General features: G+C 33.8%; 29 protein-coding genes. 27 read left to right on the forward strand and 2 right to left on the reverse strand.

Features of this window, described 5'->3' with window-relative positions:
* The 4 genes from KAOT1_RS00205 to KAOT1_RS00220 all read left to right on the forward strand — a co-directional run bounded on the left by KAOT1_RS00205 (nucleotide 1) and on the right by KAOT1_RS00220 (nucleotide 2,909).
* A complete protein-coding gene (locus tag KAOT1_RS00205; protein ID WP_007092631.1) occupies nucleotides 1-474 on the forward strand; it encodes a hypothetical protein in 474 nt (157 codons plus the stop codon).
* A 149-nt stretch (nucleotides 475-623) separates the two neighbouring features.
* Nucleotides 624-1,079, forward strand: a complete 456-nt coding sequence (locus KAOT1_RS00210) for a hypothetical protein (protein WP_007092632.1) — start codon at nucleotides 624-626, stop codon at nucleotides 1,077-1,079.
* 5 nt (nucleotides 1,080-1,084) lie between these two features.
* On the forward strand, nucleotides 1,085-2,017 hold the full coding sequence (locus KAOT1_RS00215) for a hypothetical protein (RefSeq protein WP_007092633.1): 933 nt from the start codon (nucleotides 1,085-1,087) through the stop codon (nucleotides 2,015-2,017).
* A gap of 13 nt (nucleotides 2,018-2,030) precedes the next feature.
* The gene (locus tag KAOT1_RS00220) at nucleotides 2,031-2,909 is read left to right on the forward strand and encodes a zonular occludens toxin domain-containing protein (RefSeq protein ID WP_050765191.1); all 879 of its coding nucleotides are present in this window, start codon (nucleotides 2,031-2,033) and stop codon (nucleotides 2,907-2,909) included.
* Between the two features lie 9 nt (nucleotides 2,910-2,918).
* On the opposite strand, the gene KAOT1_RS00225 is transcribed toward KAOT1_RS00220, so the two are convergent.
* The gene (locus tag KAOT1_RS00225; protein WP_007092635.1) at nucleotides 2,919-5,798 is read right to left on the reverse strand and encodes a type III restriction-modification system endonuclease; all 2,880 of its coding nucleotides are present in this window, start codon (nucleotides 5,796-5,798) and stop codon (nucleotides 2,919-2,921) included.
* Between the two features lie 2 nt (nucleotides 5,799-5,800).
* Entirely contained in the window at nucleotides 5,801-7,789 is a 1,989-nt protein-coding gene (locus KAOT1_RS00230) for a site-specific DNA-methyltransferase (RefSeq protein WP_007092636.1), read from the reverse strand.
* A 520-nt stretch (nucleotides 7,790-8,309) separates the two neighbouring features.
* Between KAOT1_RS00230 and KAOT1_RS23260 the strand changes: the two genes are divergently transcribed.
* The 23 genes from KAOT1_RS23260 (at nucleotide 8,310) to KAOT1_RS21690 (ending at nucleotide 21,427) form a co-directional block, all read left to right on the forward strand.
* Entirely contained in the window at nucleotides 8,310-8,471 is a 162-nt protein-coding gene (locus KAOT1_RS23260) for a hypothetical protein (protein WP_007092637.1), read from the forward strand.
* A gap of 89 nt (nucleotides 8,472-8,560) precedes the next feature.
* Nucleotides 8,561-9,448: a hypothetical protein gene (locus tag KAOT1_RS00235; protein ID WP_007092638.1), complete on the forward strand. Its 888-nt coding sequence runs from the start codon at nucleotides 8,561-8,563 to the stop codon at nucleotides 9,446-9,448.
* 96 nt (nucleotides 9,449-9,544) lie between these two features.
* Nucleotides 9,545-10,177: a hypothetical protein gene (locus KAOT1_RS00240; protein ID WP_007092639.1), complete on the forward strand. Its 633-nt coding sequence runs from the start codon at nucleotides 9,545-9,547 to the stop codon at nucleotides 10,175-10,177.
* Complete coding sequence (locus KAOT1_RS00245; protein ID WP_007092640.1) at nucleotides 10,178-10,843, forward strand: PRKRIP1 family protein; 666 nt, start codon at nucleotides 10,178-10,180, stop codon at nucleotides 10,841-10,843.
* A gap of 83 nt (nucleotides 10,844-10,926) precedes the next feature.
* The gene (locus tag KAOT1_RS00250) at nucleotides 10,927-11,493 is read left to right on the forward strand and encodes a hypothetical protein (protein ID WP_007092641.1); all 567 of its coding nucleotides are present in this window, start codon (nucleotides 10,927-10,929) and stop codon (nucleotides 11,491-11,493) included.
* Nucleotides 11,494-11,982 (forward strand): hypothetical protein, encoded by a 489-nt coding sequence (locus tag KAOT1_RS00255; RefSeq protein ID WP_007092642.1) that lies wholly within the window; start codon nucleotides 11,494-11,496, stop codon nucleotides 11,980-11,982. It abuts the gene before it with no gap.
* A gap of 50 nt (nucleotides 11,983-12,032) precedes the next feature.
* A complete protein-coding gene (locus tag KAOT1_RS00260; RefSeq protein ID WP_238528662.1) occupies nucleotides 12,033-12,749 on the forward strand; it encodes a hypothetical protein in 717 nt (238 codons plus the stop codon).
* Nucleotides 12,730-14,223: a YncE family protein gene (locus KAOT1_RS00265; RefSeq protein ID WP_040559229.1), complete on the forward strand. Its 1,494-nt coding sequence runs from the start codon at nucleotides 12,730-12,732 to the stop codon at nucleotides 14,221-14,223. Before KAOT1_RS00260 ends, KAOT1_RS00265 begins: the two co-directional genes overlap by 20 nt.
* Before the next feature lie 22 nt (nucleotides 14,224-14,245).
* The gene (locus tag KAOT1_RS00270) at nucleotides 14,246-14,677 is read left to right on the forward strand and encodes a TIGR02594 family protein (RefSeq protein WP_007092645.1); all 432 of its coding nucleotides are present in this window, start codon (nucleotides 14,246-14,248) and stop codon (nucleotides 14,675-14,677) included.
* Between the two features lie 19 nt (nucleotides 14,678-14,696).
* Nucleotides 14,697-15,203 (forward strand): peptidoglycan recognition protein family protein, encoded by a 507-nt coding sequence (locus tag KAOT1_RS00275; protein ID WP_007092646.1) that lies wholly within the window; start codon nucleotides 14,697-14,699, stop codon nucleotides 15,201-15,203.
* Nucleotides 15,200-15,385, forward strand: coding sequence for a hypothetical protein (locus KAOT1_RS00280; protein WP_007092647.1), 186 nt, complete (start codon nucleotides 15,200-15,202; stop codon nucleotides 15,383-15,385). Before KAOT1_RS00275 ends, KAOT1_RS00280 begins: the two co-directional genes overlap by 4 nt.
* Nucleotides 15,386-15,387: 2 nt before the next feature.
* Nucleotides 15,388-15,834 (forward strand): hypothetical protein, encoded by a 447-nt coding sequence (locus tag KAOT1_RS00285; protein WP_007092648.1) that lies wholly within the window; start codon nucleotides 15,388-15,390, stop codon nucleotides 15,832-15,834.
* Nucleotides 15,831-16,325 carry a hypothetical protein gene (locus KAOT1_RS00290; protein ID WP_007092649.1) on the forward strand — a complete coding sequence of 165 codons (495 nt, stop codon included), beginning with the start codon at nucleotides 15,831-15,833 and terminating at the stop codon, nucleotides 16,323-16,325. Before KAOT1_RS00285 ends, KAOT1_RS00290 begins: the two co-directional genes overlap by 4 nt.
* Nucleotides 16,326-16,328: 3 nt before the next feature.
* Nucleotides 16,329-16,856: a hypothetical protein gene (locus KAOT1_RS00295; RefSeq protein ID WP_007092650.1), complete on the forward strand. Its 528-nt coding sequence runs from the start codon at nucleotides 16,329-16,331 to the stop codon at nucleotides 16,854-16,856.
* A 13-nt stretch (nucleotides 16,857-16,869) separates the two neighbouring features.
* Nucleotides 16,870-17,358, forward strand: a complete 489-nt coding sequence (locus tag KAOT1_RS00300) for a peptidoglycan-binding domain-containing protein (RefSeq protein WP_007092651.1) — start codon at nucleotides 16,870-16,872, stop codon at nucleotides 17,356-17,358.
* Entirely contained in the window at nucleotides 17,358-18,071 is a 714-nt protein-coding gene (locus KAOT1_RS00305; RefSeq protein ID WP_007092652.1) for a hypothetical protein, read from the forward strand. The genes KAOT1_RS00300 and KAOT1_RS00305 overlap by 1 nt, the downstream gene beginning before the upstream one ends.
* Nucleotides 18,049-18,288 carry a hypothetical protein gene (locus tag KAOT1_RS00310; protein WP_007092653.1) on the forward strand — a complete coding sequence of 80 codons (240 nt, stop codon included), beginning with the start codon at nucleotides 18,049-18,051 and terminating at the stop codon, nucleotides 18,286-18,288. Before KAOT1_RS00305 ends, KAOT1_RS00310 begins: the two co-directional genes overlap by 23 nt.
* A gap of 5 nt (nucleotides 18,289-18,293) precedes the next feature.
* Complete coding sequence (locus tag KAOT1_RS00315; RefSeq protein ID WP_007092654.1) at nucleotides 18,294-18,635, forward strand: hypothetical protein; 342 nt, start codon at nucleotides 18,294-18,296, stop codon at nucleotides 18,633-18,635.
* On the forward strand, nucleotides 18,625-18,963 hold the full coding sequence (locus KAOT1_RS00320; protein ID WP_007092655.1) for a hypothetical protein: 339 nt from the start codon (nucleotides 18,625-18,627) through the stop codon (nucleotides 18,961-18,963). Before KAOT1_RS00315 ends, KAOT1_RS00320 begins: the two co-directional genes overlap by 11 nt.
* 337 nt (nucleotides 18,964-19,300) lie before the next feature.
* Nucleotides 19,301-19,675, forward strand: a complete 375-nt coding sequence (locus KAOT1_RS00325) for a hypothetical protein (protein ID WP_007092656.1) — start codon at nucleotides 19,301-19,303, stop codon at nucleotides 19,673-19,675.
* 6 nt (nucleotides 19,676-19,681) lie between these two features.
* Nucleotides 19,682-19,831 carry a hypothetical protein gene (locus tag KAOT1_RS23265; protein WP_007092657.1) on the forward strand — a complete coding sequence of 50 codons (150 nt, stop codon included), beginning with the start codon at nucleotides 19,682-19,684 and terminating at the stop codon, nucleotides 19,829-19,831.
* Nucleotides 19,818-20,339, forward strand: coding sequence for a D-Ala-D-Ala carboxypeptidase family metallohydrolase (locus KAOT1_RS00330; RefSeq protein ID WP_007092658.1), 522 nt, complete (start codon nucleotides 19,818-19,820; stop codon nucleotides 20,337-20,339). Before KAOT1_RS23265 ends, KAOT1_RS00330 begins: the two co-directional genes overlap by 14 nt.
* Nucleotides 20,340-21,022: 683 nt before the next feature.
* Entirely contained in the window at nucleotides 21,023-21,427 is a 405-nt protein-coding gene (locus tag KAOT1_RS21690) for a LytR/AlgR family response regulator transcription factor (protein ID WP_007092659.1), read from the forward strand.
* Nucleotides 21,428-21,460 lie beyond the last annotated feature (33 nt).

Consider the following 21,460-nt stretch of genomic DNA (forward strand, 5'->3'; position numbering starts at 1 on the left):
ATGGAAAAGATAGAACACAGAGAATTTTTAAAGAAAAACAAGATTGACAAAAAATTATTGCTTTCAGCGATTCAAGAGGAAATAAAGATTTTTGACAAAATGCATGATTTGTTAGAAAAAATAACCCCATGTGGAAAAGGTGGTTTACTAAAACAGCTTGAAAAACTAGATGCTGAAATTATCAAAGATATCTACGATGTATATGGCGATGAAATTTCTAATAATGAGCTAACCGAAGAATTCAAAGAAAAACACGAAGCTTCTAAAAAAGTAAAGCCAAAAACAAAAGTGCATTCTGATGAGTTTATTATAGATCAATTGGTAGCACTGGGACAGACAGAAAATATTGGACGTTCTACCTTTATAGATTTAGGACTTAGGAAGAATCTTAAATGGAACACAACAATAGGAAAATATCTCATCAAAAGAATACGTGTTTTTAAATACCGATACAATATTTTGATTCTTAAGTAGGGTGTTTACCTGAAATTTAGAATAAAATTTCATAAAAAAGCACCAAATTTTAGGCAAAATATTGCCAAACTTTCACTAAAAAAGAACAAAAAGTACCCAAAAGGTACTTTTTGTAGTTTGCACAAAACAAAAGCAATTCTTTTTTAAGTATGAAATCAAAGGAGTTCAATTATCGAGATTTACAAGATCACATTGAAGTGATGATCGGTAAGTTTGGTTTGCAAAATTCAGTCAAGTTTTTGGGAAGATTAATTGATAATACACAGGTAGGATCAGATAAAGATGCACGTGCAAAAAAGATCGTTGAACTTACCATTGCAAAAAGCATTGAAGTTTTTAATCTTGAAAAGGACAAATTTTACCAAAGTGATTTAACTGAATATAAAGACGCACGAATGTCGTGTTATTATATTATTCACAAGTATACTCAAATCAGCTATGGTAGAATATCCGAAATCTTCCAGCAAAAAAAGCGTTCAGTATGGTACTTTCAAAGTAAATGTGAAGAAATGATTTCCATAGCTAAATTCTATCCAAAATTTATGAGTCTCCATACAATCGTAGAAAATTATATCATAAATCATATTTCAAATTTAAATTCTTAAAAGCAATGACAGAAGAAAGTCATATCTCAACAGAGGTAAAACAAGCCTTAACCACAAGCAAAGATCAAATTCCACTAGAGGTAATTCAAGATGAAAATGGCAGTCCACTCAATACACCTGTTGTCGAAAAAGATATCGGTGGAGAACGTTCAAATGATGAAGAACTAAAAGATGAAAATTGGAACGTTTGGAAACCTAAAGACCAGGGAGAAGTATCAGAACTACAAGGCGATATTGATTACAGGAAAACAGTAGAACATCAAATCGAAAATGAAAAAGAACAAGAGCCATTGGATGCGCCTGAACAGGAAATAAATGAAGATGAGCTGTACTTAGAGAGTGACTCGCAAGTAAATGAAGAAGATTTTCAAATGCCATTATCACAAGCAAATCAAACCGCAGATGCCTTGTTGGGAATTACTAACAACATGCTAACTGCTGGTGGTAGTTTTTTTGTAAAAGTAAAGAAGCATCAAGAGTTTTATGAATTTAATGAAATTATGGATGTGATTGACACTCAAAATGAAAAGAATGTCGATAGGATTTTACTTGATAAAGATGATAAAGCATTACTTCGTCCACTGCTTTCACAGGTCATTCGTAAAAAAGCCAAACAGCTTACCCCTGAACAGCAATTAATGGGCGCGGTAGCTTCCATAGTAATTAAAAAAGGACAAACGGTTATGGAGATTCGCGCAGAAAATAAAAATCTAGAAAATCGTTTGATTGAAATTATCAAGGAACAAAAAAAGCAAGCCGATAAGGGCACAATATCAACGGACTATAAAGATGATTTTAAACAAAGCCAAACACCTGTTACCGATCAAGAATTTTCAAGTGATGCTTTAGATGATGATGATAAAAATGTGGTTGTTGCCCAAAATGAAGCGATTGAAAATAGTGTTGTAGAATATGCAGATGATTCTGAAACTAAATAGTTGATAAGTAGCTATGAGATCAAAAAATAAAAACGTCGAACGTCAACCCATGATTATGCTTGTATGTGGCGAAACAGGAGTTGGAAAAACGTATCGAAACAAACAAGAAATCAAACATTATATGATGGATAATCTTTTGTTGGGAAAAAAAGGGCGTAAAGTACTTGCCTTTGATACCAATGATGACGATTATCCCTCTTTTCGAACGGTAAGTCCAAATCATTTGGGAAAGCTTACCAAAGTTTCCGCGCGTCGTATTCGCCCTTTTAATACTGACAGCTCGCCAATGGATAATAATGACAAAAAAGAAGTTATTACCAAAATTATGAAGTACTTTAAAAATGGATTGGTCGTGCTAGATGATATCGATCATTACATGTCTGGAGCAAAAGGGCAATCCATGATCGGTGCTTTATGTACGGTTCGCCACAAAGGAATTGATATTTTATTAACGCATCAATCGGTAGCTAAAATCACAACGTCTGAGTGGCAAAATTGTACTTGGCTTCGATTGCATCATCAAGTAGATGATGTGACCAGGTATCGTGATCGAATTCCTAAATATGAAATTGTACGTATTGCACAGCTTATCGTAGACGAACAATATGAATTATGCTCGACTGCATTTGCAAAAGGAGTCATTACCGAGCATCAGTACAAAGTACAGAAAAGTTTTTTCGTGTATGTAAACATGCGTGAGCAACGCATCAAAGGTTGCAGTAGAACCGCTTTTATTCGTGCCTGTAAAAAGTTTATTGACCAAGAAGAAGGCAAAAAGGTTCGTATGCTTCTAAATGAAGAAGATTTTGAAGGAAATAAAATTTATAAGACTAAAAACGAAGCGATTATCAAGTTGATAACTGATAAGCTTCGTTTTCATGGTAATGGATAGTCTTATTACCTATTTTTGGTTAACTATAATTTCTCGTATTAAATTTTCAATTTTCTTGTTACTAAATTGTTTTCTGAATTTAATTTTAATTGTATCTCCAAAGAACTTTTCGGCGTGTCTTATTTTCTGTTTTTCCTCATTTCTCAAACTTTCTTCTGTAGTATTTTTTGTTTCAACGACAAAGTATAGTTTTTTCGATTTGTCTTCATAATCCAAAACATAAGCAAAATCAGGCGAATAACTTTTTCCGCCAGCAACAGGAATCTTTATTGAGTTTTTAGGTATTTTAGAAAAAACAACTACTTCTTTCAAGTTCTGTTCAATATTTTCTTTTTCTAATTCAGAATCGTAAAACAATTCATCTAGTAAATATCTGTCTGCTACTTTATTTTTCGAATACATAACACCAACATCAGAAGCTGAAATTTCTTTTAAAACATCTCCTTTTTCGTCCGTAAATTTAGTTGGATGAATTTCATTGCTCACTTTTTGATATTCAATTCCAAATTTATCTATTGCGTTAAACATTAAATAATTCTCGAATTTTTGCTTAATAATGCGAACTGTAGCAATATTTAGAAATTTATTGATATCAATATTAGAATCAACAAAAGAACTGTTTAAAGTCTTTATATTGATATTTAATGATTTTGCTAATTCCTTCATGAAACTACTGTATTTCATAGTAGAGATTGGCGTTATCTCATTTCCATAAATTTCTTGTTCCTCTATGGCTCCAGCAATATTATCAGTTATCTTAATTTGTGCTGTTTTTTCTTTTATTCCCTCAATGGTAAAATGACTATTTTGTTCATTCAAGAAATTGATAAAAAGTAATTTGAATTGTTCTTCTTTTTCAAACTTGTATTCTAAAATTACCTTTTCATTTAATTTTTCCCAAAGCTCTTTTAATTCGCTGTATTTTTCTGTTCGTATGCTGACTTGCTTTTTCTTATCTGTAGATTTTCTGACTTTGTTAGAACCAACACCTTCAAATATTTTAGGATAGTTATGTTTAATAAAGTCAAAACCACCTTCTTTGAATTTATTAGACCTTGTTACAACACTATTATCGTCTAATATTTCGAATAAATCATCTTCTGTAGTTTCGTATAATTCACAAATCTTCTTAACAATATCGTCTGATAATTTTTCTGGAATATCTTCTATTGAAATTGCACCAGATTTCTCGTTTATTTCATTTACTAATTTATCTACAAAATCACTTTCTGTAAAATCTACAAAGTAATTCAAATAAAACTGTTCATCTTTTACACGGTTACCGTATTCGTTAACAGGAAGTCTTAAACCTCTACCAACTTCTTGTAGTTTAGAAATATCGCTACCACTACTTCTTAATTTACAAATCTGAAAAACATTTGGGTTATCCCACCCTTCTCGTAAGGTCCATTTTGAAAAAATAAAACGTCTTGGATTATCCAAATCAAGCATTGCTTGTTTATCGTGCAATATTTCATTTATTTCTTTTTCTATGGCTTCATCTTTTTCCGAATTATCTTTTGAAAAATAACCTGCGTGTGTAAGACTTATGTCCTTTAAAGTTTTTTCAAGATATGCTTTGTAAAAGGTATTCTTTTCTGTTTTAAGCAAAGTTTCTACTTCAGCTTGTATTAACTTTTCAATAGTGTTTTTTAAATAACCATCGTCATTTCTGTATTCGTCAATATTATCAATAAAGAATAATGTAATTGGTTTAATTTTTACAGGTCGAGTAAGTAACTGTTTCTCATTTTCAAAATGGCTTTTTATGGCTTTTTGAATCATTATTTCTTGCAGTTTTTCTGCATAAGAATATGGGTTTAATTTATCGCCTTTAGATAATTCTATTCCATTAGATAAAACAACTTTACTTTTGTTTAAACTCTCTATATACAAATCTTCCATTGCAGAATGTACTCTTTGTAAACTTTCTTTTCTAGTGAGTTTAAACAACTTTTTACTCTTGTCTTCCAGCAATTCAAAAGTGGCTTCTTTTCCGTCCGTATTATTGAGTTTTACAATAGCATTCTTTCCGCTTTCAAATTCTGTGATATGACCAATTACACCTTTTACTAAATTACGATTGAAAGAATCGACAGCAGTTAAAGTATACACTAAATTTTCATATTCTTTAAATGTTGCACCATATCGCAAAATAAATTGCGGTTTCATTTTTTGAATATTCTCCCAAGTTTTGTTGGCTTTTGAAAACTTATGGGGTTCATCTATGATTACAAAAGGACTAACTGCCGAAATTGCCTTAAAAGGAATTGTGTGCTTATCAAATATGCCTTTATCAAAACTCTTTCGCATTGTTTCAGAGTTTACCATTCCTGCATTAATAACCATTACCTGGATGTTGTTTTTTTCGTAAACTCCAGCATTTACAAAACTATTAACAGCTGGTGGCATAAACGTTTTTTTGTTTTTACCTCCTTTTTTACTTTCTACGATATGTAATTTAATGGTTTTTCCATATTGCTCTTTAAAATGTGCTCTTGCACTATCACTTTTTAAAAAATCGACTGTTCCAGCTTTAATAGAAAGCGTGGGAACAATCACAATAAATTTAAAAAGACCGTAGTTTTTGTTGAGTTCAAAAATGGTTTTGGTATAGGTGTAGGTTTTTCCTGTTCCTGTTTCCATCATAATATCTATGATGTTGCTATTACGCTTTATCTTTTGGTCAATACCATTTTGTTTTTGTAAGGCATAAATGTTTTCAGCATAACTTGTTTTAACATCACTATAAATATCTATTACAGGATTCAAAAATTGTTTATCAATTCCTTTTGGGTTTTCTACTTCTAGATTATCAAAAACAGATACAGTACTTTTTACCGCTTGTGTTTGATGCTGAAGATTTTTTTCAAAATTAAATCCTTTCATAGTTAGTAGCGTGTTATAAAGTCAATGTCAATACTTTTTTTGTTAGCGTAAGACTTCATATTTTCGCTTATTTCACGCAAACTTTTACTTTCAAAATGATAACCAAATGCAATAATTGTTGTTGGATTAAAATCTTTATCACTATCAATTTTTTCTAATAGTATTTTTAAATTTTCGGTCGTAAAACCTTTATCCATTAAATATAATTTCTCATTACTGTAATGAGCTGTGTAACCTTTTAAGTCAGTTTCTTGTATACTTGTAGTAAGTGAAATACCATCATAGGTTTTCCAAGTAACCAATAATGCTTTTATGTCTTCTGGAGTAAGTTTAGTTTCGTCAAATAGCACCATTTGTTTAGCGTCTAATTCATCTGCTTCAAAATTATAATCATCCCATATTGGAATGGTCTCAAATACTTTGAAACCTAAATCTAGGCTGGTTAAGTCTTTCCTTTTGGCTTCGCTCAAGGCAAGATTTTCTTCATGTATTTTTTTACTTGCTCTAATTAATCGTTCTTTGGTAATATCAAAAATTGTAGGTGTTTCTACTTTCAAATCATTCTTAACAAAATCGTAAGCCGTTTTATTACTTTTTGGGTCTATGAGTTCTGGTAATTGTGCTAGAATAAATTTACGCTGTCCACCATCTTCTGAATTTAATTGCATTACAGCATCTCCTGTGGTGCCCGAACCTGCGAAAAAATCAAGAATTAAATCATTTTGGTTTAAACCAATTAAAGCAAAACTTTTAATTAAAGTAATAGGCTTAGGAAAACTGAAAACTTTTTTGCCGAAAATTCTTTCTACTTCTGCTGTTCCTCGTCTACTGGAAACACCTTTGTCTAAAACTAAACTTCTGATTAATTTTTCAGAATGTCTCATTTTTTGAACTACTCTAAAACTACCATCACCATTTTGATAGCCAATAATTTCTTCATTTAAGTTTTTTTGTGACTTTTCTTTGCCCCACCTCCAAACAAATTGAATCCCTTCTTTTTGTGATTTTGCAGGAAAAACCTCGATTAATCCTTCTTTTTTTTCTAAACTAATTTCAAAAAAACCGTTACTTTGTTTTTGAGGGTTTAAGTAAAATGGGTAATAAAGGTTAGGTCTATTATCTGGTGTAAAAGCAACATTGCTATTATAAAGAGGATGTATGTTAAATCCTCCTTTTTTATCCTTAAACTTAAAAGTCTTTTCTTTTTCCTCTAAAAGATTCGTTTGAGCGTTTTGTTCATTTTTAGAATAAAAAACAACATATTCGTGCATTTTTCCAATATGACCATAATCTCTTGCATTTGGTGTAGAGTTAACAACAAACTCTCCTAAAAAATTCTCCTCACCAAAAACTTCATCCATCAATAAACGAAGTTGTGCTACTTCATTATCATCAATAGAAACGAAAATTACGCCATCTTCTTTAAGAAGTTGTTTGGCAATATACAATCTTGGGTACATAAAGGTTAACCAAGCAGAATGAGAGTTGCTTTTACTTTGTGTAAAATCTAAAATTCGTTTCGCTCGTTCTTCGTTTACTCCTGCCAACTCTTGTAGTTCTTCTGAAGTAAATTTTCTGTCGTCTGCATATACAAAACCATCACTACCTGTATTGTAAGGTGGGTCAATATATATCATTTTCACTTTTTCATAATAGGCATTCGATAAGTGCTTTAGCACTTCTAAATTGTCGCCTTTTATGAGTAAGTTTTCAGAGTTTTTATTTTCTTCTTTTTGGTTAAAAGTTTCATCTTCTTTTAAAAGCGTAGTTGCTTCGTCTGTTGCCAATAAACGAGCGTAAGATTTACCGAGCCAATCCATTCCGTAACTTTCTTTTGAAAAGTTGATTTCGTTTTTTGAAAGTTGGCTTTTGAATTTCTCAAAGTCAAATTCTCCGTTTTTGTCAAAACAGCTTGGGAAGTTTTGTTTTAGTATTAACAAATCCTTGTTTGGTGGTTGTATGTTGCCTGTTACTTTTTGTTCTTTGCTCATCTTATTTCCCAATATTATTTTAGCTATCTACAAGTAAATCATTTGCGTTTACTTGAAGTATTTCTGCAATTTTGTATAAGTCTTCCAATCTCAGTTATCTTTCGTTTCTTGTGAATTCATTATTGTACGGATAACTTTTACCATTTTTTTTAGCAAGTCAAGTCTGACTAATTTCTAAACTATGTAGCTAATAAGTTTTTTGATAATTTCAGCGCAATTTAGGAATTATTCACTAATAACAAAGTGAAAATATTCTTTGTGTTAGCATGATTGTATGTTTTAAAAAACTCATCTATTATATTAAATGTTAACCAACACATTTTAAAGAGTAATAAAATATCCTGTTTGTGTTTGAATTTTAACAAGTTTCTTCCAAGTATTTACCCTCTTTCTTAAAGCTTTTGTATCATACCAAACGCGTACAAATGTTTTTCCACAATTAAGTATAATCTTCGTAGAGAACAAAATAAAAAGGTTTTAGAGAACCTTGACCAATAATCAAAATTAAAAACGAAAAGATATGGGTAAAAACTCAGATATCGCATGGAAACCAATTATGTATATGGTAGGTACAGGCGTAGCAGGAATTTTAATAGGGACATTAATTGTCGCTCCCTGGATGCAAAAAGCAAAAGCAAAAAAGCTTGCAGAGAAGAAAAAGCAAGTAACGGCTAAAAAATAGTATTTAGAGATACTACCCTTAGCACCTTAAAAAAAAAAGAATTAACGAACTGTTATTAAAAACAGTCAATTTAAACACACACAAATACTATGAGTTACGAAGACGAATTAATGCGTTATGAAGAATCGGCTGAAGATCAGTACGATGATTACGATAACGAAATCTATGACGAGGATGACTTCGATACAGGATTTGAAGGCATGGAAGATGAGTATGTCGGTTATGATGATGAATATGATGAAGAATTTGATCTTTATGATGATGAAGAAGACTACGACGATTACACAAGTTCAAGTTTAGGTAAGATCGATCCTAATGACCGAACGTTAACCGTTGTGGTTAAAAATGCATCAGGCGCATCAGCAGAAGCTGTAATTTTTGGCGGTAATGCAGAAAAAGCACAACCCGCAGGAGTTACAGTAGATATTGAGGAATCCTCACACAAGGAAGTCCGCGAAGAAAGTAAAAGCAATCCGTTTAAAATTGCGGGTATGAAATATTCGGTTAGTAACGCCTTACAATTTGATAATGTATTGCGTATTGATCGTAGAACCGCATCAGGTTCAAAGACTACTCGTGTGTATCAACCGCGTAATGCCACTTCTCCGCAGAACTTCACACAAACGCTAATCGACGATGACAACTTTGAAATGGACGTTACAGGACAAGACTCCTTGAACGTTGTTGTTGAAGATGGTGTCACGGCAGTCTTTACCTTCACAATCAAAGCAAGAGCAAACTTAGGAAATCTGTTAAAAGGAAGCAACGTGGCAGAATTGTCACGCGCACCAAGAACTACAGGACTTCCACAATTGGATTTGATTCGAAGAAGACGACCAACGGCGTATGGTATGCGTCCAAGACGCAGACGTGTAAGACACTATCGTCCTCGTGTGACACCGCCAAGAGTTCGCACAGTTCGTCCAAAGCCAGCAAGACGTGTTACCACCAAGCTAGTTAGACGAAAAAAGCGATAACCTAAAGACAAGTTAACCTTGTTAGTTAGTCTTTACAGATAGCCAGAGTCAAGGTAGCAAAAAGCCTTTCTCTGGCTATTATTTTAAACACGAATTATGAATACACAAACACTTTCAAATTTAGGGCAAAACCGCATCGATTATATTGTGTATCACAATATTGAAAAGGTATCACAATTATTATATGACTACGGGTTTGTTGTTCCTGATAATGATAAACACCTAGCCGAAGCAATCAAAGAACTTGTACGTAAGCGCGGTAGAAAAGTTATCAAACAACTCATAGGCTTACACCCTGATAAAGAAGCCATTTTAAAACTCTACAGCGTGCCCATTAAAAGCGTATGCGAATCGTGTCAAAATGATTCTTACAATGATGCTCAAAACTCCTGTGACTCTTGTGGATATTCAAAATACAATGGATCAGGGGATGAATATAATTTTCTGAATCAATTTGAGAATTACACCCTAGCAGAATTAAACAATTACTACAATCGCATCTTAGGGGAGTCCAATAAAAACCCAAGCAGTAAAAAGTTAGCACAAGAAGTACAACTTATTTGGAATGAATTGCGCACGCGAAAAGCCATTGCCAAAAAGCAAGCAGAACAAAGACCCGCATCAGGCAATTTTGGATTTGCACCCACCAAAGATGATTTAATTATCGTAGGGGTGGTTTTTATTGCAGGGATCATCATCGGTAATGGTTTAAACTTTAAATCATCATAAATGGATAAAGAACAAATATTATACAACAGGGCGATTGATAATTTGACCTATTTGGTATTAAATTATTCAAAACCCGTTCAAGAGCTACTAGGTTATCACAATGTTTTTTTCAAAGGAAATCCTTCCAAAGAACAGCTTATCAGTGAAATCGTAGAACAAATCAAATTAGACAATACCCGATTTATCAGTTCCCTTGAAAAGCTGATGATTCGCTTTTCAAGCCAAGAAAACGATCCCTTTTGGGGAGTATTAGCCAAAGGGGCATTAGGTATTGTTGGTGGACTCATTGGCAAGAAAAAGCGACGTAGATCAGGATCAAGTGCAGGCGCGGGCGCTGTCACAAATGCAGTTGCTCAAGCAAACGCGGCAAAACGCGATATGGAACGCCGATTAAGAGAAATGCAAGCCCAACAGGCGCGTGAACGTAGAGAAGCAGAATTGCGTAGACAGGAAGCAGAAAGACAAAGACTCAGAGAAGCTAAAGAAGCTAGAGAGAGAGCTGAAGCTGAAAAAAAGAAAACAAATATGATGATTGGAATTGGCGTAGGGGTTGTCTTTATAGGTGTCATATTGGTTATTGCGCTAAAACCAAAGCCACAACCGCAAATCCCTTCATATGCGCAATATCCGCCAATGCCACCTGTAGGGGGATTGCCTGTAAAATAGCGGAAACAATCTCACACGCGCTAGATCATACAAATAGTATCACTTCAAAGGCGATACTGTAAATCAAATATTAGCAATACACTATGATAGATTCATTAGCAAATACACAGATAGCACAATACGATGATTTCAACAGAACAAAAGTGCGTCGCATTGTAAGAAGGAAATCCCGCAGGCGAAGACCGCCTGTTCGCTTTACCAATAGCGGATTTCCTATTCAGATAAAAGTACCCACAAAAAAACAACCAAAAATTGTAAAAGGTCGTCCAACCAAATTACCACCAATTACAAATTTTAGAAAAAGTAAAAATACAGGTGTTGTAAAGCCTGGCATGCTTGTAAAAAATATACCCAACAAAAAAGCAACAGTAGTCGCTTCCAAAAAGAAGATTGCTATAGACAAACTCATTAAAAAAACGGCAAAGCCAAGCAAAGTTCAAGGGAATGATCTTGCGGTATCAAAACAAAGTTCTCTTACTCAAGGTCAAGAAAAACAAGCCGTAAAAAAAGCACAACAGTCAGACGCTAGGGTAAGCAAGATTGTAAAGATTGTTGCAGGTGTGGGGATGATCGCTTTGGTAGGTTTTGGCATTTACAAATATGTTCAACATCAAAAAAAAGTAAAAGTTAAACTTAAAAAATCAGCATAAATGATATCAGGAGAAACACAGGCGCTTGTTGAAAATCATTTTCTAGCGGATGATTATGATGAATTTTTTGGGAGTAAAAAAAAACGAGCCGAGCGAAAAGCCAAACGAAAAGCAAGAAGATTAGCTAGACGCTTAAAAAGAAATTCTTCAGCCAAAATGCAAGAGCGAAAACAAAAGCGACGTAAATTTTTCAAAGATGTCGGACAGGTATACAGGGATATTGGTGGGGCAACTGCCATTGGTGGTGTTATAGACGCTATTGTCATGCCAAAAGATAAACAAACTGCGAACATTCCAAGTGACTTACCTTCTGATTATCAGTTTTCAGTGGGTAGTCAAGCCAGCGAAATTGTGGAAGAAAAACAGGAACAGAAAAAAGGGATTCCGACCTATGCTTACATCGCTGGTGGTGTTGTGGTGCTTGGCATTGTAACGCTAGTTATTTTACAAAGCAACAAAGCAAAACAAGTTCAAGCCCTTAGCCAATGATAGTTACGATTCCCTCAAATAGTAAGCGATTTAGAATACGTCTTAAAATAGTGTCAAAAAAGCCTTTTGAGCTAGGAATTCGACTCTATAATCCAATGCATGCTAATTCCTACTATTTCAGACGCAAAGCAACATTTAAAAACGCTGAGATACAGCGTGAATTTATGATTTCAATGCCTGTATCTCCAAAGAGTTTGGAAATGGAAATTTATGATAAAAACAGTCCAAGTGATACGGCTTTTGAGATTGAAAATGTTCGGGTAGAAAAAATGCCTGAGATCAAGATGTGGGCAACTGATGCGCAATACAAATTTTTTGAATTCGCTGTAGATTTTTCAGAGAAAGCGGGTTACTGCGCTCCAGGATTTTATCAGAGCAAAGATGGAGAATTTTTATTTCAATATCTATCTAAAATTACCGATGCCTTCGGAAATGAACTCATCACACCCGCGCGAACACATCGAAAAATGCCACGCGTACAAATATCTCGAAAACTATTTCTAGGCTATACCGTACCGATACGCGTTGCCATACTAGCACATGAGGGATGCCACTGGTTTTTAAATACCCGCAGTCAAACCACCGCAGATTTGTGTGGTATCAAACAATATTTGGACTATGGTTTCCCTACTATCGAAGCGGTATATGCCGTTACAAAAGTATTTGGGAACAACCCTGAAATGGTGGGTAAATCTCAAATAAGCAGAACAAAACAGGTTATTAATTTCATTGAAAACTATAGAAAAAATGAACAAGCAACTAGATAATTGGTACGATCAGCATGAGCGATTGCGATTGTTCTACAAAGAACTCTTGGAAGAAAATGAAGTTGCACAAATAACGGTCACTAATTGCAGTGATGTCTCCCGTGAGATTACCTTATGGGGCACAAATAAATGCGCTCCAATTGCTAATCCTTTACATGGATTTGAAGAAATATTAAAAGAAGCTGATTTAGTTTTAGCTACCTCAGAGGTTGTATACAATCCTGTGAATGATCTATTTTACGTACTCAGTAGTAGGGATGACTCTTTAATTATAGTAAATGACCAAGCAGTAGTATTGCAAACCATATCACTACGCATCAATGAGCTTCCCCTTGTAAATCCAAACAATATCGTTGTCAATACCAATCCTAACAGTATTGAATATGGATATGTGGGGATTACAGGTATACGAGAAAAAGAGTTTTTTACCGTTGATTTGAATTTCAATATTTCAAGAAGAATTTCCCTAGCTAACGATCCTATTGATTTGGTGTACAATCCTGTTGATGACGCTTACTATATCACGGAAAGTGTTAGGGATTCGGTCACAAAAATTACTGCCTTTGATAACACGGTTATTGATTATTTAACCATTGCGGGAGTAAAAACACTCGGTGTAAATACTGATAATGGAGACCTGTACATACACAATATTTCAAATAATAATGTTGATGTATACAATTCCAATGGCGTAAGAAAGGGATGGATTGAGCGAGCAACGGCAAATGAGAATAAGGCAAGCTTTTACTATCATACGATCAATCAAAAAATGTATATCGCCTATGATAGTCTGAATTCATTGATCGTGGTTGATACTACCACACTTGCCACAGAAAAAATATTAAATACGGCATTAGAACCCATTGATATTGAATTCAATCCATTAAATAATTTGATGTATGTAGCTAGTCAAGACGAGCAGAAATTTACGCGTATTGATGCTGATTTGGAAGTGGTAGATCATATACCATTGGTCAGCTTTGATAGAAGCTTTGCCATAAGTTCCAAAAACGGCACAATAGCACTTAACAACGCAACACTTAGAAAGCTATTTGTCTATACAAGAAATTCAAAACTATTGGTCAAAGTTAGTGATGATTACCTGCAAATTCGGGAGGATTTCAAATACAATCCAATGCTTATAAGCCATGTGAAAGTGGTGGCTTCAACAAGTGCGCGTATCAACACCTTGCAAATTATTGAATCTTCCATATCAGGCAAACAAACTTGTGAGTCTATTTCCCTTAGAAGCTATCAAAGTCCACAAGGCTTTGGGAATGTAGCAGAAGTATTTGAAATGGAAGGCTATATCATCGATGGGCGTGTGTGTTGGCGCTTTACCATACATCCTAATCAACAAGTAACCTTTCTAATCTACTATCAGCAATTAGAAATGTACAATTTTTTACCTGAGAAGGCAAGAATTTCAACGGGTGTTCAAATGAGTAAAGGCATACCCGAAGCTTGGAAATAAACATTTAAAAACAATAGATGCGATGAGAACATTAATACAAATAGCACACAGTCAGTACGGTGTTACCGAGAAAAAAGGAAAACTGCACAATCCTGTAATTGTCAATTATTTCAAAGAGATCGGACACAAGTGGGTTTCTAATGATGAGACAGCATGGTGTTCCGCCTTTATGAATTGGGTGGCACTAAAGGCAAATAAACAAAGAAGTGGAAAGTTAAATGCACGTTCATGGCTATCGGTTGGTAGAAAAGTCGATAAGCCAAAACAGGGCGATGTGGTAGTTCTTTGGCGAGAAAAAAAACATAGTTGGAAAGGGCATGTTGGACTATTTATCAATTATTCAGAAGATAAAAAATACATATATGTACTTGGTGGCAATCAAAAAAATCAGGTCAATATACAGCGATATCCCGCCTATAGATTACTTGGTTTTAGACGACTTGAAAACGCATAATAACTAAAACAAAACAAAGATGAAAGAAATAGATTATCTAATTATACACAGTACCGACACTTCTGAGGCAAAGGACTTTGGAAAAGATGTCATTATAAAAAAACATACGCAGACTAAGCGCAATAACGGACTTGGTTTTAATCGTCCTGGATTCGATTATCTGATTCCTTTCGATGGAAGTTTACAAGTAATTATCAATGAGGACAATCCAACACAAACCGATGTATGGGGAATCTCAAAGGGAGTTGAAAGTCTCACAGGAATTGCCAAAAACATCGCTTATGTAGGTGGACGTACTCTAAAGGAAGCTTGGGATAAAGACACCCGTACCGATGCACAAAAACAAGCACTAGAAACCATTGTAAAATTCTATGTACTGCGTTTTCCAAATATCGTGATTATGGGTTTCAATGAAGTACCTACCAAAATAGCAGAAGATAGTCCAGCTTTTAGTGTAAGTGATTGGCTTGTCTCTATCGGTATACCAAAAAAGAATATTTACAAGAAACCGCAAGAAAAGGTATGAGAACACTCATAAGCATTGCCGTAGGTTTTTGGATTGCTAGAGAAATCTCATCACGATATCATAAGAGATTGTGCACTCAAATTCAATTAAAACAAAAAAGAAGATTACAAGCCTATTTCAAAGATCAAGGTTTTTCACAAAGGCAAATAAAAGAATATACCAAATCAATATTAAACCTATAACAATGGCAATTCAAATACAAGTAGAAAACCAATTATTTCTAGTTCCTGAAGCGGATGACAGTTGTGACTTTTGGACAAGTTACTACAGGCAGTTAAAAAATAAGCTTGGAAAACAAAATGCAAAAATGATTTGGCTGGTTACTTGGAAGTCTAACGGTTCTACTTTTTGTACCACAAGTCCAACCTTTAACAAGTGGTTAAAAGCAAATGATTTAGATGTATCAAACCTAGCCACGCGAACCATTGCCGATATCTCGGAGATCGGTAGTAATATTTTGGGACTCAGTAAAAGCATGACAAAAATACTATCTATTGGAATTCCAATTCTATTAATCATTGTACTGATAGGTGTTGTTGTGGTACTTCGAAATTCATCAAAAAATCTAAGTGTTAAAGATTTAGCCATGCTAACCCCAACAGGGCGCGCTTCAAAATTATTAGGCAAATGAAAAAAAGCATATTCATCATATCGGGCGCGGGAGTTGGAATACTGTTAATTGGTAGTTTCATCATTAGAGATCGCACTAAAAAACAAGAACGTTTAACAAGCAAATTACTCATTGCCCTGAGCGCGAGAATAGAACCAATTAAAAATGGTTTAGGTGGTCAAAATGCCTTTGATATCCATTATTTAGACAAGGTTACTCAAAGGGTAAGCGGGAGTGTTATAGCCTTACAAGAAAGTACCGCTTTATACTATGCAAATCAAATTAAAAGTGCCTTTGGTGCTTGGTATCAAGGTGGCGACGATGAGCAGAAAGTATACAGTGTGTTTAGAAAACTCAAAGACAAGGTTCAGGTTTCCCAAGTAGCGAAGGCTTTTCAAGGTGGGGATGAATCAGTGAATTTGATCGATGTTTTAAAAGATCGTTTCGATAAAAATGAAATCAAGATCGTATTAGATATAGTTAATAAAAAACCAAATTACAGAACTACATAAGATATGAAAAGTACACAAAATACATGGTGGATAGTTGGTGGTGGCGCGCTAGTTTTAAGCGGTGTTGGTGCATTTTTTTATTTCAAAACAAAGGGGAGTAATGCACAAGGCTACTCCATAGCATCTACACAATCCAATATTGGAAATGGAATAAAAGTAAACACATCAACCACAGCTTCGGTAAAACAAGAACCCAATTGGAACAAACCTTTTAACATGAATTATATGGAAGATGTAAAAAAGTGGGTTGCGCCAAAAAATATCATTGTTCTAAGCCCATCAACGGCAAAAGGTTTAGTAAAAACACTTCACAATGCAAAGGGAACTTTTAATGACGACGAATACGCCGTTAGAGACGTTTTCAAACAATTGCAAAGTAAAACAGATGTAGCAAGTCTATCCAAAGCTTATTACATCAACCACAACCAAAAAGATTTGTGGCAACATCTCAACAGCTTTTTAAGTCATTCGGAAATGAAACTATACGTATGGAAATACATAAACCGATTACCTAATTATAAATTATCATAAAACAGACAAACAAATGAAAAATCAAAAACAAATAACATCGTCATTCTTTACAAAGCACAAAACACCGATTATCATAGGAAGTGTTGTGGTTGTACTCACGGGGATTGGTATTGCGTACTATGTAATGAGTTCCAAGAAAAAAAAGGAACGTGATAAAACAACAAAAATGAGTGAGACTACCGTTAGCATTCCTACGATACCTTCAAGATACAGCACACCACCATATACTTCTTCCTCAACAAGAACTACTACACCTACAGGAACAAGTTCCTCAAGAATCGTTGTCAAATATGGAAGTCGCGGTAGTCTAGTGAGAGTTTTACAACGCTATTTAAAAACCTTAAATGCAGATTTGGGCAGAACTGGCGCAAAGCGTGATGGCGTTGATGGCGCATATGGTCCGAAAACTGCTAAAGCGGCAAAGAGTAAATTAAATAAAACAACTTTTACCGCTACAGATATTAACAACATGAAAAAAGCATTACAAACACTAGGAAAATAATGGAATCAATCAGTTTAAAAAAAAGACTTTTAGTCGCAGGTGGAATTTTGGTATGTGGATACATTGTGTACTGCATTTTAAGGAATCAAGAAGAAGAATTAAAGCAACAACAAGAAACAGAAGATGCTGACTTTGTTATTATAGATGAGCATAAAAACTCAGAAAAGTTTGAAACAGTAGAAAAAAAGACAGCTAATTCGCCAATGAGTTCTGATGACTCTAGCTTGCAAAAAACTACTGCAAATCTCAGTGTTATTAAAAATGTCTCTATGGAAAAATCCATTTCTAAAGCACAGGATAAAAAGGTTCAGTTAGAAAATAATATAGATATTCAAGTATCAAAGCTACCTGAGATTCAAGAATCAGATAAGCAAGCGCAAGATATAGCTGTAGCTACAAAGAATACTTCAACGATCAATGACATTGTTGTTAACCAGCCAACCAAGGTAACCATACCCAACGAAGAAAAAGTAGCAAATGATGATTTCCCGCTTCAGCTTGGAAGCAAGGGAAAGCGTGTGTGGAATCTAAAGGTATACATGCTTAAAAATCATGGTGCTAGCGGAGTTGTAACAGATGATTATGATGCCCTTACGGTAGAACGTGTCAAACGTTATTTAAAGGCTGATAATGTTACCGAACAACTCTACAGAGATTTAAACATGGAAGGCAAACGTAAAAAGAAAAGAAATGCCACAAAAAAGAAGTATTAAAGATTTGATCGGTGGACTTGTTGACAAAGATGGACTAAAAACAGAGGTAACCATTACCCTTACAAATCAAACAATGATAAAAGTTATAGTAGCCTTATTGTTGAGTGGAGTGGCAATTATTGTGATTGCAAATTTTGTAAAAAACTTTGTTCCTAACCAACAATTAACCGCTATAAAAGCAGAATTACAAACCATTAAATCACATTTAAAAACATAGAACACATGACAGAGATCATCACACAATTATCGAATTACATCAGCAGACTTGATTGGGCGTATATATTTACCTTCATTCTAATTTCATACGGATTCAATACAGAATACGTGACAGGATTATTTTATAAAATTTTCAGAATTAAAATAGCAACAAGATATCGTGTATTAATCATAGGAGTATTATATGGAACTGCTATTTATTTTATCAGAGATTATGCAATCACTGATGTTGAAATCTTACTGCAATCCTTTGTATTTGCTTTGGTATTTCACAAATTACTTTTGCAAAAAACTATTCGATACTTTTTTCAGATAAAAGAGCCAAAGCCTACTACTTATGAGAATTAGAATATTCATTAGTTGTATTGCGGTTATGGTTGCTATAAATATTGGTACAATGATCTATTTCAATCCAAAAGGAATCGATCATCAAAAAATTATCAAGCTTAAGCAAGAAAATATAAAATTAGAACACAAGAATTTACAGCTTGATTCATTGATACTTAAAAGACAAAAGATAAATGATAGTTTACTTATTGCAATCAATGAAAATCAACTTATCATTGAAAATCTACATTATGAGATTAAAGAGAAAATTAATACTATCAATCGCATGTCTGATATGGAACTTTATTTGTATTTCTCAAACATTAGAACCGATCAGAAAAACCATTGAGCGTGAACAATACTTTTGCTTCACTATAGAACAATCAAGATTCATTGCCAAGAAATTTGAGTATAGCATTTACCAGGATAGTGTAATTAATTTATTTGAAATTGATATCACAAGATATAAGCGTTTACTAAATGAAAAGGATCTGATTATTTTCAGTTTGGAATCCAAGATCACAAACTTGAATAGTATCAAAACTAATGACCAGCTTCACATAGATCAGCTAAATAAAATAATTAAAAACAAGGACAAACAAATAAGACGCGGGAAGTTTGTCAAATGGATTTTAACTACTGGCTTGGCAGTGGCATCAGGTATACTAATTTTAAAATAAGGTGTTATGTCAATACTAAAGATTTGTGCCATTGTATTTAGTGCAACGGGTTTTTGGAAACTCATTGAAATGTTATTTCAATTTAGGATGAACAAACGTTTTAAAAATGCAGAGATTAATAATCTAAACACACAGGCAAATAGTTTGGTAGTTGAAAATTACAAGCTATGGACTGAAAACATGGATAGACGTATCAAAGAACTTGAGAGTAAAAATATCTTACAACGTGAGCGGATTGTAAGACTAGAAGCTAAAAATGCTGAAATGAGTCAAACAATTATAAAACTTGATAGTAAGAATACTCAGATGAATCAAACCATCATCAAGCAACGCGATCGTATCAGTGAATTAGAAACAGAAATTAAAAAATATAAAAAGTAGCACACTATGAACATAAATAAAGGCGGTGGCGCATTAAATTTACTTTTTGGAGCATTCTTATTGGTTAGTACATTTAAGCTAGGTTCTGATCTGTATGTACGTCATAAAAAAGGAAAAGCTTCAGAAAAGAAAGGTTGTGGTTGTGGCTCAAAATAATCATAAGTTATTTTATATAACAATAGGCACTTTTGCGCTAACTGCCATAGGTGTCTATTTTGTATACAGATTGATGAAACAGTCAAAGAAATCCGCGCGCAGGATAACTCGTAAAATTGATTTGTCAGTCTTTGATAGTCCTGATATGCCAGGATCAGGAAATTGTATGGATAGACGTTTGCTAATGATGTTAGAACAGCTAGAAATGCGTACAGGCTATCCGATATTTGATTGGATAAATTCTGGAGCAAGAAGTGAGGCGCATAATCGCAAAGTTGGTGGCGCTTCAAGGTCGTCGCACAAAATCCCCACATGTATGGCAGTTGATATTGGTGTACCTTCCACAGATATTAGAAATCAATTAGTGTATGAAGCTCGTAATATTGGATTTAAAAGAATTGGTGTTGGACGAACATTTGTTCATCTTGATACCGATGAAAATAAAAGCCAATATGTAGCTTGGGGATATCCTTCGGGGAGACGACCAGATATAAATCCTTTTGTGTAAGTCATTTCTAAGTTGAATTTTAAATACCAACTTGGAAGGGGTTTGAAGTGAAAAGTTTTGGTATTTGACACTTTAAAAACTTTCTCAGCTATATTGATGTTAGTCTTTCAAAAGTCCACAATGTAAATTGTTGAAATATAAACACTCCATACATCTGGTAATTGTTTAATATATGACTTTGAAAATATAAAATAAAAAAGTCCTTTTTTTGAAGTGTGGTTTTACATAGAAATAACATAGTTGTAAATTCTTGAGTTCTTCTTCACTTTTAGTGGTTTGAAAAAAAAGTACTTACTTCTCTTTCCAAAATTACTAAAACAACTATTTATAGAAATAAGACAAATTATTTCTTAAATCTAAATATCTACTCACATAATTAAAAAAAAAACTACTCTAAATACTTTTTACTGCAATGACAGGATTGTAATAAGAATTACATGCAAAAGTTTGATGAATTTCAACATTTTTGCAAGAGGAATCATTATGATTCAAAATTTTCTATTAACATAAAATTAATAAGAAAAAACATAATATTTTATCAAAATATGACGCTCGTTGGTGGCAATTTGACGCTTATACAAAATAATTGCATCGAACAGAAAAAGTGCCCTACTTTGATTTACAAACCCAATTCCCAACGAATCACCAACCCAAAAAAGAGTAGAAATTTAAAACAGTAATGCATGAAAATAACAAAAGAAAAAAACAACTACAAACAGGATGTTTCAAACAGTACTAAACATATTCGTTTGGGTAGCAAACACAAGGGTGAGTATTTGCTAAAAGAACAGATTAGGTATATAGAAGCCAACGAATGTTATACATGGTTTCATTTAACAGATGGTACACGTCAGCTTAGTTGTAAACCGATTGGATACTATGAAGAAGAACTCTCAGATGATGGTTTTGTTCGTATTCATCGCTCTTATGTAATCAATCTAAGTCATTTAAAATCTTATGAATCCAAGTATCGTTTGGTATATCTCAAAGGGGAAACGGTTTTACCTGTGAGCTTTCGAAAAAATCGTGTGATTTCAAAGAAAATGGTAAAAACTACATCAAATATTGCTTTGAAAGCGGCAGTATAACTACAAAAGAATCTTTTAAAACAAAAATAATTA

Origin of the sequence: Kordia algicida OT-1 (assembly GCF_000154725.1) — a bacterium.
GTDB classification, from domain to species: domain Bacteria; phylum Bacteroidota; class Bacteroidia; order Flavobacteriales; family Flavobacteriaceae; genus Kordia; species Kordia algicida.

Coding starts and splice junctions, on each gene's coding strand:
- KAOT1_RS00265 (WP_040559229.1), top strand. CDS start 12,730: ATGAACAAGCAACTAGATAATTGGTACGATCAGCATGAGCGATTGCGA.
- KAOT1_RS00205 (WP_007092631.1), top strand. CDS start 1: ATGGAAAAGATAGAACACAGAGAATTTTTAAAGAAAAACAAGATTGAC.
- KAOT1_RS00305 (WP_007092652.1), top strand. CDS start 17,358: ATGGAATCAATCAGTTTAAAAAAAAGACTTTTAGTCGCAGGTGGAATT.
- KAOT1_RS00245 (WP_007092640.1), top strand. CDS start 10,178: ATGGATAAAGAACAAATATTATACAACAGGGCGATTGATAATTTGACC.
- KAOT1_RS00315 (WP_007092654.1), top strand. CDS start 18,294: ATGACAGAGATCATCACACAATTATCGAATTACATCAGCAGACTTGAT.
- KAOT1_RS21690 (WP_007092659.1), top strand. CDS start 21,023: ATGAAAATAACAAAAGAAAAAAACAACTACAAACAGGATGTTTCAAAC.
- KAOT1_RS00325 (WP_007092656.1), top strand. CDS start 19,301: ATGTCAATACTAAAGATTTGTGCCATTGTATTTAGTGCAACGGGTTTT.
- KAOT1_RS00210 (WP_007092632.1), top strand. CDS start 624: ATGAAATCAAAGGAGTTCAATTATCGAGATTTACAAGATCACATTGAA.
- KAOT1_RS00280 (WP_007092647.1), top strand. CDS start 15,200: ATGAGAACACTCATAAGCATTGCCGTAGGTTTTTGGATTGCTAGAGAA.
- KAOT1_RS00295 (WP_007092650.1), top strand. CDS start 16,329: ATGAAAAGTACACAAAATACATGGTGGATAGTTGGTGGTGGCGCGCTA.
- KAOT1_RS00275 (WP_007092646.1), top strand. CDS start 14,697: ATGAAAGAAATAGATTATCTAATTATACACAGTACCGACACTTCTGAG.
- KAOT1_RS00215 (WP_007092633.1), top strand. CDS start 1,085: ATGACAGAAGAAAGTCATATCTCAACAGAGGTAAAACAAGCCTTAACC.
- KAOT1_RS00230 (WP_007092636.1), bottom strand. CDS start 7,789: ATGAGCAAAGAACAAAAAGTAACAGGCAACATACAACCACCAAACAAG.
- KAOT1_RS00285 (WP_007092648.1), top strand. CDS start 15,388: ATGGCAATTCAAATACAAGTAGAAAACCAATTATTTCTAGTTCCTGAA.
- KAOT1_RS00225 (WP_007092635.1), bottom strand. CDS start 5,798: ATGAAAGGATTTAATTTTGAAAAAAATCTTCAGCATCAAACACAAGCG.
- KAOT1_RS00270 (WP_007092645.1), top strand. CDS start 14,246: ATGAGAACATTAATACAAATAGCACACAGTCAGTACGGTGTTACCGAG.
- KAOT1_RS00250 (WP_007092641.1), top strand. CDS start 10,927: ATGATAGATTCATTAGCAAATACACAGATAGCACAATACGATGATTTC.
- KAOT1_RS00220 (WP_050765191.1), top strand. CDS start 2,031: ATGAGATCAAAAAATAAAAACGTCGAACGTCAACCCATGATTATGCTT.
- KAOT1_RS00235 (WP_007092638.1), top strand. CDS start 8,561: ATGAGTTACGAAGACGAATTAATGCGTTATGAAGAATCGGCTGAAGAT.
- KAOT1_RS00240 (WP_007092639.1), top strand. CDS start 9,545: ATGAATACACAAACACTTTCAAATTTAGGGCAAAACCGCATCGATTAT.
- KAOT1_RS00255 (WP_007092642.1), top strand. CDS start 11,494: ATGATATCAGGAGAAACACAGGCGCTTGTTGAAAATCATTTTCTAGCG.
- KAOT1_RS23265 (WP_007092657.1), top strand. CDS start 19,682: ATGAACATAAATAAAGGCGGTGGCGCATTAAATTTACTTTTTGGAGCA.
- KAOT1_RS00310 (WP_007092653.1), top strand. CDS start 18,049: ATGCCACAAAAAAGAAGTATTAAAGATTTGATCGGTGGACTTGTTGAC.
- KAOT1_RS00290 (WP_007092649.1), top strand. CDS start 15,831: ATGAAAAAAAGCATATTCATCATATCGGGCGCGGGAGTTGGAATACTG.
- KAOT1_RS23260 (WP_007092637.1), top strand. CDS start 8,310: ATGGGTAAAAACTCAGATATCGCATGGAAACCAATTATGTATATGGTA.
- KAOT1_RS00320 (WP_007092655.1), top strand. CDS start 18,625: ATGAGAATTAGAATATTCATTAGTTGTATTGCGGTTATGGTTGCTATA.
- KAOT1_RS00300 (WP_007092651.1), top strand. CDS start 16,870: ATGAAAAATCAAAAACAAATAACATCGTCATTCTTTACAAAGCACAAA.